The sequence below is a fragment of the Alteromonas sp. R7 genome, from assembly GCF_055755235.1.
Genome location: NZ_JBVTQX010000012.1, coordinates 1 through 12,640 on the forward strand (window position 1 = coordinate 1; position 12,640 = coordinate 12,640).

Here is a 12,640-nt window from a genome sequence, read left to right on the forward strand (position 1 = left end):
CGGGATGGAGCAGTCTGGTAGCTCGTCGGGCTCATAACCCGAAGGTCGTAGGTTCAAATCCTGCTCCCGCAACCACATTTAAAACCCAGCTTTTGCTGGGTTTTTTCTTTTTATACGGCAAAACATAATAGCGTTCCTTGATTTACACGATAATTTTGAATTAATTACTACACTGTGTAAATGAGTGTGCTAAGTTAACCTCACGCCACCATTGAAAATTAAACTAATAGGTAGTATGGCCGCGTTATGATATCCCGTTTTTTTACTTTTGAAGAACACGCCACCTTAATAGAAGGTGCTTATCATTTTCCTTTGGTCATTCTATCGCTTATGGTGGCTGTGTTTGCCTCATTTATGGCGTTTAATGTGGCAGGGCAAGCCGCGATCACCGAAGACAAACTTCGACGAAATGCCTTATTAGGCACCGGCAGCATTGCATTAGGCGGTGGTATTTGGTCTATGCATTTCTTGGGGATGACCGCTTTTGATTTGTGTCTGCCCGTTGACTATGATCCTCTGATTACCGGGCTCTCTGCCGTTCCCGGGATTGCCGCAGCTTGGGTGGCGCTTCACCTTTTAACTAAGTCCCGTATTAGCCTCGCTGAAATAATATTAGGTGGTGTACTGGTAGGTGCTGGTATTGGCACTATGCACTATAGTGGTATGGCCGCTATGGAAATGGCACCGCTTCTTCGTTACGACCTTGGTATGTTTGCCCTTTCTATTGTGGTAGCTGTGTGTTTAGCCATGCTGTCGCTGTGGATTAAATTCGGCATTACAGCTGCTACGAAAAGTAAAAAGCTGTTAGGAAAACATGTATTACTTGCAAGTATCGTCATGGGACTGGCTATTTCTGGTATGCACTATACGGGGATGGCGGCAGCAAGATTCGTATTGCCACCAGGAATGGAAACGTCGGGTCAGTCTTCAGATATTGCTGTTTATCTAGCAATTTCGATTGCTATCGTTACGTTAATATTAATTACCATGGTATTGGGCATTAGCCTTCTTTTTAAATATCGCGATGTAATGGTACGCGCCATTGAAAGTGAGCGAATTCAAAGTGCTATTACCGATACCGCCGTCGACGCCATCCTGACCGTTGATGACAAAGGCATTATAAAAACCGCTAACCCCGCTGTTGAGCGCATCTATGGCTATACTCAGCAAGAAATAATCGGTATGCACGCAGCTGAGGTAGTAACTCCTGAAAGACGTCATTTATACGGTGATGACTTCTTCAGTCAGCGAGTAGTACCAACTGAGCAAATTATTGGTACAGGAAGAGAAGTAGAAGTACTTCGCAAAGACGGTGAGCGTATACCAGTGCGCTTGGGTGTCGGCTACACAAAAATTGATGGTAAGCCCGTTTTTGTCTCTTTCGCTTCTGATTTACGTAAACGCAAGGAAATGGAAGATGCATTGCGCGAGAGCGAAGCTAAATTTAGAAGTCTTATCTCAAATATTCCTGGTATGGCTTATCGCTGTTTAAGTATGCCAGGGTGGCCCATGGTATTTATTAGTGATGCTGTAACAGAAGTAACCGGATACCCGCCTGAAGATTTTACCTTGCCCAATCCGAAGCGCTCTTTCACCGATCTTTACCATCCTGATGATGTAGAGCGTCTATCATCTATTAGTCCTGATGTAGGCGCCTTTTCATATGAATATAGAATCGTCGCAAAATCCGGAGAGGTGAAGTGGGTTATCGAGCATGGAGTACAGGTTAAAGACGATGATGGCATGGTGCTCTATGTAGACGGCTTCATATCTGACATTACACATCGAAAAGTGATGGAGAATGAATTAAAAGCGGCAAAGGAAAAAGCAGAGCAAGCTGCCGCTGCGCGTACCGCATTTCTTGCTAATATGAGTCATGAAATCCGTACGCCTATGAATGCAATAATAGGCTTTAGCGACCTCATGTTAGGAGAAGCCTTACGCGAAGAGCAAAAATCTCACTTAACCACGATAAACCGTTCCGCACGTTCATTGCTGCATCTTCTTAACGACATACTTGATAGCGCGAAGTTGGATAAAGGTAAGCTTGATTTAGATTATCGCGATTTCCTTATTCGCGAAGAGTTGGATTTAGTTATTTCAACATTTTGGTTAGAAGCCAAGCGCAAAAAAGTTGGACTTGTACTTAATGTCGATGATTCGGTAGCTAACGGATACAGAGGTGTACCGGAGCGAATGCGACAGGTACTTAACAATCTGATAGGCAACGCCGTTAAATTCACTCACGAGGGTGAAGTGACTATCAATGTCAAAAGTGATGAAAAGTATGTGTATTTTGACGTGACAGATACCGGCATTGGTATGACGCAAGAGCAAGTAGAAAGAGTATTCGACCCGTTCTCTCAAGCAGATGCATCGATGAGTCGAAAGTACGGCGGCACGGGGCTGGGAACAACTATTTCCAAGCAGTTAGTTGAACTGATGGGCGGTAATATTTGTGCAACTAGTGAAAAAGGTAAAGGAACGACCTTTACTTTCAGACTTCCTCTAGAAGTTGTAGAAATTGATGATTATGTATCTAGTGAGCTCTCCTCGAAAGCAGCACGTATTGAAACCTCGTTAACCGTACTGGTTGTTGACGATGTGCAGCAAAACCTTGAGCTGCTTTCGTTGCTGCTAAAACGCGCTGGCCACAGTGTAGAAACGGCAACAGATGGACAGATTGCATTGGATAAAATGCGCGCTAAGTCGTTTGACGTGGTACTGATGGATTTACAGATGCCAAAGTTAGATGGCCTAGAGGCAGCCAAACAGCGTCGAGAGTTTGAAAAAGAAAATAGCTTACCACCTACGCCCATTATTGCGCTGACCGCTAGCGTGTTAGTACAGGACAAACATGCCGCGCAGCAGGCGGGAATGGAAGGGTTCGCCAACAAGCCCGTCGATTTCCCTCAATTGATGGACGAGATTGCTCGCGTGCTTAACATAGATACACTTCAGTTGGACTCGGTACCAGACACATTAGAAGTAAATGCTCCAGCATCTGCGCTTAAAGTTGATAAAAACGTGTTGGATTTGAAGAAGGCCATCGATTTATGGGGGAGTGAAGAGGTCGTCCTACAAGAGGTGGATAAATTCTCTACTACCTGCAGGGATAAAGTCGACGACTTAATGGGGGCGGCAATTCGTGAAGACTATAAAGCGGTTGCTACACTTTCACACGGTTTAAAAGGTACATCGGGTAATCTTTGCTTAACCACCTTCTATCATACAACCAGGGAAATTGAAGCTCAGGCTCTAAAATCAGAGGTGAATATTGAAGACGTTAACCGTCTTCGTGATGCCTTAGATAAAATCGAGTTGATGCTTAGCGAATCGCCACTGTATGCCGAAAATGCCATTAATGAAAGTATCGATAATGCATTGCTGCTGAGTCATTTGGAGGCTATGCTCGATAGTGTAGAGCAAAACATGGTAGATGAAGATGAATTGTCATTTTTACGCGAGGTTGGGTGTTCTAGTCACAAAGAACAGATAACTCAAATTCTCTTAGATATCGATGATTTTGAGTTCGAGTTGGCGCATGAGCGCATCTCTACATTGATACAAGAATTAAAGTAGCCAAGAGACGCGGCATGTTAAACATTGAAATCACAAAACCTACTTTATTACTCGTTGACGATGAGCCAGTAAACCTAAGGGTTTTAAAGCAACTTCTCGCTAATGATTATCAGCTTATTTTTGCGAGAAATGGCGAAGAAGCGTTAAAGCTCACTGAGACTAGACAGCCAAATTTGATATTGCTTGACGTTATGATGCCAGGACTGACGGGTTTTGAAGTATGCCGCCAGCTTAAACAGCAAGCAGATACAAGGCACATCCCCGTTATATTTGTCACCGCCTTAAATGATGAACACGAAGAAACGGAAGGCTTCGAAGCGGGCGCTGTGGACTACATTACTAAGCCTATATCTCCGGCCATCGTAAAAGCGCGGGTTAAAACCCACCTCAGTTTGGTGCAAGCTGACGAGCTACTTGATAGCCGTTTACAAGTTGTACAGCGTTTAGGTAGAGCGGCGGAATATAAAGACAATGAGACGGGCATGCATGTCATGCGCATGAGCCATTATTCGAAAGAACTTGCGCTTGCCTATGGACTTACAGATAAACAGGCTGAAATTCTGCTTCATGCTGCACCGATGCACGACATCGGCAAAATTGGTATTGCTGATAGTATAATGTTGAAACCAGGGAAGCTGACAGACGAAGAGTTTGCCACCATGAAAAACCACCCTGAGATTGGTGCGGAAATCATTGGTGATTGCGGCGATTCTTTGTTGTTGAAAGTTGCAAAGTCTGTTTCGCTAACCCACCATGAAAAATGGGACGGGTCAGGCTATCCTAAAGGGCTTGCGGGTGAAGATATTCCCATTGAGGGGCGTATTTGCGCCATTGCTGATGTGTTCGATGCCTTAACCAGCAAACGTCCTTATAAAGACGCCTGGAGTATTGAAAAAACGGTAGATTTTCTTCAAAGCCAAAAGGGAAAGCATTTCGAACCCAGACTTGTCGATTTGATGATAGAAATTATGCCTAAAATTCTTGATATTAAAGCGACATTTAAAGACGAAGACTAAGTCTGCTGGACTAAACCGCAATTAAAATACTTTCATGCAGGCCGAATTTTACACAGAAAAAATCGATACCCTCCAGTGTGTGCGCCTATTGGCTGTTGCTTAATGCGACGGCTATACGTATAATGTGTTCATTAAGTGATGAGAGCGGGATCCCTCAGTACAGGAAAGTAACGCACTTATCATTAGCAAGCTATCACCTAACGGTGGTTTTACCCATAGGTTTGCAACTGCCCTTGTTGGCAGGTATGGGTTCAGAATTTTAATAAAAGCCCCGCTAGTCCGGGGCTTTTTGTTGTATTAAAACCTGGAGTCAGCCTCGCTGAGCCGGGTGATGACAGGTGGGCTTTAGGCCCTTTTTTCGTTTTTGGAGGTTTGCATTGGCAAAACTTGAAGAGAAACTAACCGAAATGCTAGAGCCAGGTGTTGAAGCACTGGGTTTTGAGTTGGTTGGGATCGAGTTTGTACGAGCGGGGAAGCATTCTATTCTTCGCGTTTTTATTGATCATGAAAACGGTATTACCGTTGATGATTGTGCAGATGTAAGTCATCAGGTTAGCGCAATTTTGGACGTTGAAGATCCAATTAGCACTGAATACAACTTGGAAGTGTCATCACCGGGTATGGACAGACCGCTTTTCAAAGAGAAGCACTATATCGAGTCTGTGGGTGAAGTGGTTCAAATTCGTTTGTCTATGCCAATGGATGACAGACGTAATTTTAAAGGCAAAGTACTCGCGTGCGAAAATGGCATCGTAAGTATTGAAGTGGATGGCCAGCAGTTCCAGTTAGCTGTGGCGAATATCGAAAAAGGTAACGTTGTTCCCACGTTCGATTAACGGAACAGCTCTGCTTTCATCGACGAAAGCAAAAGAGAGGCGAAAATGAATAAAGAAATTTTGTTAGTGGCGGAAGCCGTTTCAAATGAAAAACAAGTGCCTAGAGAGAAAATTTTTGAAGCGCTAGAGTTTGCGATCGCTAGTGCAACAAAAAAGAAAAACGAAGGCGAAATTGAAGTTCGTGTAAGCATCGACAGAACGTCTGGTGACTTTGATACATTCCGTCGCTGGTTGGTTATCCCTGATGATCAAGAACAGGAAAACCCATTTGCTGAAATTACGATTTCTGCTGCACAAATCGACGAACCAGAGATACAACTCGGCGATTATGTGGAAGAACAGATTGAATCTATTAAATTCGACCGCATAACTACGCAGACCGCAAAGCAAGTGATTGTACAAAAAGTACGTGAAGCTGAGCGTCAGCAAATGATTGCTGAGTACGAAGACAAAGTAGGTGAGCTGGTTACAGGTACGGTTAAGAAAGTAAACCGCGACAACATCATCATCGACTTAGGTAACAACGCTGAAGGTGTTATCTACCGCGATGACATGCTTCCTCGTGAAACTTTCCGTCCGGGCGACCGTGTACGTGGCCTTCTTTACGTTATTCGTCCAGAAGCACGTGGCGCACAGCTATTTATTAGCCGTACGCACCCAGACATGCTAGTTGAGCTTTTCCGTCTGGAAGTACCAGAAATTGCGGAAGAGACACTAGAAATTAAATCTGCAGCGCGTGACCCAGGTTCTCGTGCAAAGATTGCGGTTAAAACTAATGACAAACGCTTAGACCCGGTTGGTGCGTGCGTTGGTATGCGTGGTTCACGTGTACAAGCCGTATCAGGGGAACTTGGCGGTGAACGTGTTGATATCGTGTTATGGGACGAAAACCCAGCGCAATTCGTTATCAATGCTATGGCTCCCGCCGAAGTGGCGTCAATCGTTGTTGATGAAGACAGCAACAGCATGGACGTAGCGGTTGAAGCAGACAACCTAGCACAGGCAATTGGCCGTAGTGGTCAAAACGTTCGCCTAGCTAGCCAGCTTACAGGCTGGGAACTTAACGTGATGACGGTTGAAGATCTCAACAAGAAGCACGAAGAAGAAAACGCGAAGGTACTTGATCTATTTACTGCTGGTTTGGACATTGACGAAGAATTCGCGTCTGTCTTGGTAGATGAAGGCTTTACAACGTTAGAAGAAGTGGCATACGTGCCTGCAAGTGAGCTTCTAGCGGTTGAAGGGTTAGATGAAGAAATGGTTGAAGAGCTGCGCAACAGAGCGCGCGCTTTCCTAACCACGCGTGCACTGGCGAACGAAGAATCGCTTGAAGGTGCAGAGCCTACAGAAGCCTTATTAAATCTTGAAGGTATGAGTAAACACGTGGCCTATGTGTTGGCCAGCCGCGGTGTTACCGACCTGGAAGAATTAGCAGAACAAGGTACCGATGATATCAGTGATATCGATGAACTAGACGAAGAGAAAGCCGGTGCGTTAATCATGGCGGCTCGTAATATCGTATGGTTCAGTGAAGAAGAGTAAGGTCAACAGGGGGAAAATTACGTAATGGCAGATGTATCTATTGAAAAGCTCGCCAGCGACATTGGTACGACCGTTGACCGATTGGTTGGCCAGTTTAAAGACGCGGGTATCACTAAGAATGCCGGCGATCAGGTAAACGAAGACGAGAAACAAAAACTATTGGATCATTTAAGTAAGCAACACGGCAGCGCAGCTGAACCAACGCGTATGACACTTAAGCGTAAGACAACAAGCACGTTAAGTGTTGGTAAGTCTAAAGAAGTGAAAGTAGAAGTACGTAAAAAGCGCACTTACGTTAAGCGTAGCGATGTTGAAGAACAGCAGCGTCAAGCGGAAGAAGAGGCGAAGCGTCTTGAAGAAGAAGCACGTCTGAAGCGCGAAGCGGAAGAAAAAGCAGCAGCTGAAGCGAAAAAAGCCGCTGAAGAGAAAGCACGTAAAGCTGAAGAAGCTAAGAAAGCTGCTGAAGAAGAGCGTGCTCGTCGTGCGGAACAAGCGAAAAAAGAAGCTGAAGCACGTAAGGCCGACGAACCTGAGCTAACTGAAGCTGAAAAAGCGGAAGCTGAAGCGGCTCGTCAGGAAGAAGAACGTCTGCGCAAAGCGCAAGAAGAAGAAGCGCAGAAGAAGCTTGAAGAAGACGCGAAGAAAGCGGCTGATGAAGCGCGCAAACTTGCTGAAGAGAACGAGCGTCGCTGGAAGGAAGAAGAAGAGCGTCGTAAAAAAGCAGAAGCTGAAGAAGTTCACTTGCACTCTAACCGTTATGCTCAAGAAGCGGAAGACGAAGAAGACATGCAGGTTGAGCGTTCATCGCGCCGTCGTCGTAAGTCGAAGAAAAATGCGGGTGAGCATCTTAAGCAAGGCTTTAACAAGCCAGCTGCACCTGTAGAGCGTGTTGTTAAGCTTGGCGCAACCATCACCGTTGGCGAACTAGCAAGTAAGCTTGCTATTAAGTCTAACGAAGTTATCAAAACGATGATGAAGATGGGCGAGATGGCAACCATTAACCAAGTACTAGACCAAGATACTGCGGTACTAGTGATTGAAGAAATGGGCCATAAGTACGAGCTTGTTAACGACAATGCGCTTGAAGATGAGTTGTTGGCAGATGGCACTGGCGGTGAAAAAACCACTCGTGCACCTGTTGTAACCATCATGGGTCACGTTGACCACGGTAAAACGTCATTGCTTGACTACATTCGTCGCGCGAAAGTTGCAGACGGTGAAGCCGGTGGTATTACCCAGCACATTGGTGCATATAAAGTAGAAACAGAAAATGGCGAAATCACGTTCCTAGATACACCTGGACACGCCGCATTTACCGCAATGCGTGCTCGTGGTGCTACGGCGACGGATATCGTTATTCTTGTTGTTGCTGCAGATGACGGCGTAATGCCTCAAACGAAAGAAGCGGTACAGCACGCTCGTGCTGCTGGCGTACCTCTTATCGTTGCAGTGAACAAAATGGATAAAGAAACAGCTGATCCTGATCGCGTTAAAACTGAGCTATCTCAACTAGAAGTTATCTCAGAAGAGTGGGGCGGTGAGCACCAGTTCTGTAACGTTTCTGCGAAAACAGGTATGGGCGTAGACGAATTGCTTGAAGCTATCGTTCTACAAGCTGAAGTTCTTGACCTTAAAGCAGTAGCTGAAGGCCCGGGTCGCGGTATTGTTATTGAATCTCGCCTTGATAAAGGTCGTGGTCCAGTAGCATCTGTATTGGTTCAAGAAGGCCAATTACGCGCTGGTGACATCCTACTTTGTGGTGAAGAGTACGGCCGTGTTCGTGCAATGCGTGACGAAAACGGTAATGAAATTAAGATTGCTGGTCCTTCTACGCCTGTGGAAGTACTTGGTCTGTCTGGTGTTCCGGTAGCGGGTGAAGACGCAGCCGTTGTTAAAGACGAGCGTAAAGCGCGTGAAGTAGCAGCGAAACGTCATCAGAAGAAACGTGAACTTAAACTTGCTCGTCAGCAAAAAGCGAAACTTGAAAACATGTTTGCGAACATGGAATCAGGTGACGTTAGCGAACTTAACATCGTACTTAAAGCTGACGTACAGGGCTCTGTAGAAGCGATTTCTGAATCATTGGTTAAGCTTTCTACTTCTGAAGTAAAAGTGAATATTGTAGGTAGTGGTGTAGGTGGTATCACTGAAACTGACGCAACCCTTGCGGCTGCATCAGGCGCTATCGTACTAGGCTTTAACGTTCGTGCCGATGCTACAGCGCGTCGCGTACTAGAAGCTGAAGAAATTGATTTACGTTACTACAGCGTTATCTATAACCTAATTGACGAAGTGAAAGCGGCCATGAGCGGTATGCTTGCACCGGAATTCAAGCAGGAAATCATTGGTCTTGCAGAAGTACGTGACGTATTTAAGTCACCGAAACTGGGCGCAATTGCGGGCTGTATGGTGACTGAAGGTAACGTTAAGCGTAGCAACCCAATCCGTGTACTTCGCGACAACGTAGTTATCTACGAAGGTGAACTAGAATCACTGCGTCGCTTTAAAGACGACGTTCAAGAAGTACGTAACGGTATGGAATGTGGTATCGGCGTTAAGAACTACAACGACGTGAAAGTAGGCGACCAAATCGAGGTCTTCGAAATCGTTGAGGTTAAGCGCGAAATTTAATTGCCTTAGTTAATTCGGCATGTGAGAAACGGGGGCCGAGTGCTCCCGTTTTTGTCTGTATACAGTAAACAGGCTTCACGCATGCCCTGCGTTAAATAAGGAAAGGAGAGTATAATGGCCCGTGAATTTTCACGTACCGACAGAGTCGCTCAGCAAGTCCATAAAGAAGTGGCGAGCATTCTGCAAAATGAATACAAGCACCGCGTTGGCGACATGCCCTTGATCACGGTTTCTGACGTAGATGTGTCGCGCGACCTAGCACATGCAAAAATCTTTGTGACTATCTACAACAGCACCGAAGAAGAAGGTAAAGCGCAAATTAAACAACTGGCAGAATACAAAAAGTTTATCCGCAGTATTCTAGCTAAACGTATTCGCATGCGCTCAGTGCCTGATCTTCACTTCTTTGAAGATAAGTCGATTGTTGAAGGTATGCGTATCTCTAATCTTGTGTCTCAGACCATCGCAAAAGATGAGTCAAAGCGCGATAAAGACGATCCACAAGAGCAGGAGTAAATGGCAAGACGTCGTAAAGGCCGTGAGATTAACGGCATAGTATTGCTTGATAAACCGCTTGGTGGGTCATCTAACCAACTGCTTCAAAAAGTGCGCTGGCTGTACAAAGCTGCGAAGGCTGGGCATACAGGCGCACTTGATCCACTTGCCAGTGGCATGTTGCCGCTGTGCTTGGGTGAAGCTACGAAGTTTTCTCAGTTTCTTCTGGATGCAGAAAAGACCTACGAGGTAACTGCTCAACTAGGTGTTCGCACCACCACGTCTGACGCCGATGGCGAAGTGGTTGAAGAAAAGCCTGTTGATGTAAGCGAAGAACAAGTACGTGATGCGTGCTTGGCGTTTCTAGGTAAGAGTAAACAAATCCCGTCCATGTTTTCAGCGCTTAAACATCAAGGTAAGCCACTTTATCACTATGCACGTCAAGGTATAGAGATTGAGCGTGAACCTCGTGATATTGAAGTGTTTGAATTAGATGTACTGCGTATTGAACTGCCGTTTGTAGAAATGCGCATTAAATGCAGCAAGGGCACTTATATTCGCTCTATCGTAGATGATTTAGGTCAGAACCTTGGCTGTGGCGCCTACGTGACTCGCTTACACCGTACGGAAGTAGCAGACTATCCTACGGATAAAATGGTCTCGCTGGATAAGTTAATTGAAATTCAGGAATCACTGGAAGAAGGTGACTTTAAAGCGCTGGATGACTTATTGATTCCTATGGATACCGCCGTAAGTCGGTTGCCATTTGTGACCATTAACGACGCTGAAAGAAACCGTTTTGATAACGGCCAATCTGTAAAAGGGACTTGTAGCGAAACGCTGAGTGAAGGCGTGTCTTACCGCGTTTACCATGGCGACGATACCAGTGGTATATTCTTAGGCGTAGGGGAAGGGGTTCTTGACCCGAAAGACCAAGGTATCCCTAAACAAGAAGTGTTTGTTAACCCAAAACGTCGAGTTGTTTATAGTTAGTACTTTGCAATGACCTATATCTAGCAGATTATGCTCGTTTAAAGCCTTGCGGTTAACGCAAGGCTTTCTTAATTGCAAATAAAGTAGTATAAAAGGTGCACTATTTAGTGGTAGGTTCTTTATCACTCATACAGATTTCTACTTTCTGCGAAACGTCTTAAGCTGGCGTGGTGTTTTAATTAAGGGATTATTCAATGACCAAATGGATTGGCTTATGGCTTTGTTCGCTATGCCTAGTATTTGCTGCGGGTTACTATGTCAATGATAAACGCCCTACAGTCCCTTCAGAAGTTTCTGTTCACATAACCAATGTAGGCGATGGTAAAGATCAACACGTCTCACAAACAGCGTTACTCCCTCAGCAAGGAGAGATCAAGCGTGAGCAGTCACCCAAAGACTCAGCGAGTAAATCTGACAATATTAGCCTAGAAGCCTGGTTTTCCGACAAGCCCAAGCTTAGCTTAAAACAAATAGGCGCCTTAATTATCTCTATAAGCATGATGGGCGAGCAGGCGATTATCGATACGTTATCAAGCATCGATACGTCTATTAGCGACCCAGATGCTGCCATGATTTTGTCAACAATGGTCTCTCGCTTAGTAGAGCTGAACCCCGAAAAAGCTTGGGACCTTGTTGATAACATGGATATTAACTTGGAATCAAAGCAGCAGTTTCGCATATCAGTTATAGCTAACTGGGCTAATCAATCGCCTTCTGACGCCCTTGACTGGTATATTAATAATTCCTCACTTACCTCAGGCATGCTCGAAAACAACATTTACCCTTCGCTTATTTTTAGAGAAATGGCAAGTGAGGATATTGATAGCGCCTTTCAGTCTATCGCTCTTCTTGAGTCAGAGAATTTAAAAAGTGCGGCCTATAGCGGCATTTTTAGTGTCTTAGAAACATCAGAGCAGTTTCGAGACACGTTATCGTTAATAAAACGTTCGGATGATAAACGGTTAGAAACTAATTTAATAAGTGTATGGGTACGCAAAGACGTTGAAAGCACTAAAGCTTGGTTCGACACGCTAGATGACAACGAACGAAAAAAAGAGATAAAGCGCGCTGTCTTTGATAGTTATGTAAACCAATCACCTAGTGAAGCTGCTTCCTGGTTTGTAAGACATAGCAATAGTGAAAACTATCAATCTGATGTTGAACACGCTGCCAGAACTATCGCTTACTTTGAGCCCGACACTGCGCTAACTTGGGCACAACGTCAAACGAATATTGATACTGAGCAAGTAGTGATTACCTTATTACAAGGAGCTGTTTACAGATCGCCGCAATTTGTAGAGCAAAATTTAGATTTAGTCGTAGATCACGACGCTAAGATAAGCATAGCTCACTCGGTATATTCTGCATACGGATACAAAAGTGACCAGCGGGCAATGGATTTTCTAAACGGTGTCGAATACAAAAGTGAGTTAGCTAAACGTATTAATAAGGTGGAATCGAACCTTAAACGGGTTAATTAATGAAATTACGTCGTTCCGTCCTTGCTAAGTCTGTAAACGTCATTATAATACGGCGCTCATTCCG

The 12,640-nt window shown here is 44.9% G+C and carries 8 protein-coding genes; all 8 read left to right on the plus strand.

What is annotated here, in order from left to right; all coding sequences use genetic code 11:
* The first annotated feature begins 246 nt into the window (after positions 1-246).
* Positions 247-3,582, plus strand: coding sequence for an MHYT domain-containing protein (locus AC0J2X_RS17035; RefSeq protein ID WP_239244512.1), 3,336 nt, complete (start codon positions 247-249; stop codon positions 3,580-3,582).
* Between the two features lie 14 nt (positions 3,583-3,596).
* A complete protein-coding gene (locus AC0J2X_RS17040) occupies positions 3,597-4,598 on the plus strand; it encodes a response regulator (protein WP_014976349.1) in 1,002 nt (333 codons plus the stop codon).
* 377 nt (positions 4,599-4,975) lie between these two features.
* Positions 4,976-5,434, plus strand: a complete 459-nt coding sequence (rimP, locus tag AC0J2X_RS17045; RefSeq protein WP_014949254.1) for a ribosome maturation factor RimP — start codon at positions 4,976-4,978, stop codon at positions 5,432-5,434.
* 45 nt (positions 5,435-5,479) lie between these two features.
* Positions 5,480-6,976, plus strand: a complete 1,497-nt coding sequence (nusA, locus tag AC0J2X_RS17050; protein ID WP_014949255.1) for a transcription termination factor NusA — start codon at positions 5,480-5,482, stop codon at positions 6,974-6,976.
* 24 nt (positions 6,977-7,000) lie between these two features.
* Positions 7,001-9,607 carry a translation initiation factor IF-2 gene (gene infB, locus AC0J2X_RS17055; protein WP_014976350.1) on the plus strand — a complete coding sequence of 869 codons (2,607 nt, stop codon included), beginning with the start codon at positions 7,001-7,003 and terminating at the stop codon, positions 9,605-9,607.
* A gap of 114 nt (positions 9,608-9,721) precedes the next feature.
* The gene (gene rbfA / locus AC0J2X_RS17060; RefSeq protein ID WP_014949257.1) at positions 9,722-10,123 is read left to right on the plus strand and encodes a 30S ribosome-binding factor RbfA; all 402 of its coding nucleotides are present in this window, start codon (positions 9,722-9,724) and stop codon (positions 10,121-10,123) included.
* A complete protein-coding gene (truB, locus tag AC0J2X_RS17065; RefSeq protein WP_239244514.1) occupies positions 10,124-11,095 on the plus strand; it encodes a tRNA pseudouridine(55) synthase TruB in 972 nt (323 codons plus the stop codon).
* A gap of 194 nt (positions 11,096-11,289) precedes the next feature.
* The gene (locus AC0J2X_RS17070) at positions 11,290-12,576 is read left to right on the plus strand and encodes a hypothetical protein (protein ID WP_472996228.1); all 1,287 of its coding nucleotides are present in this window, start codon (positions 11,290-11,292) and stop codon (positions 12,574-12,576) included.
* The last annotated feature ends 64 nt before the right edge of the window (positions 12,577-12,640 follow it).

Coding starts and splice junctions, on each gene's coding strand:
- AC0J2X_RS17070 (WP_472996228.1), top strand. CDS start 11,290: ATGACCAAATGGATTGGCTTATGGCTTTGTTCGCTATGCCTAGTATTT.
- AC0J2X_RS17035 (WP_239244512.1), top strand. CDS start 247: ATGATATCCCGTTTTTTTACTTTTGAAGAACACGCCACCTTAATAGAA.
- AC0J2X_RS17040 (WP_014976349.1), top strand. CDS start 3,597: ATGTTAAACATTGAAATCACAAAACCTACTTTATTACTCGTTGACGAT.
- rbfA (WP_014949257.1), top strand. CDS start 9,722: ATGGCCCGTGAATTTTCACGTACCGACAGAGTCGCTCAGCAAGTCCAT.
- truB (WP_239244514.1), top strand. CDS start 10,124: ATGGCAAGACGTCGTAAAGGCCGTGAGATTAACGGCATAGTATTGCTT.
- nusA (WP_014949255.1), top strand. CDS start 5,480: ATGAATAAAGAAATTTTGTTAGTGGCGGAAGCCGTTTCAAATGAAAAA.
- infB (WP_014976350.1), top strand. CDS start 7,001: ATGGCAGATGTATCTATTGAAAAGCTCGCCAGCGACATTGGTACGACC.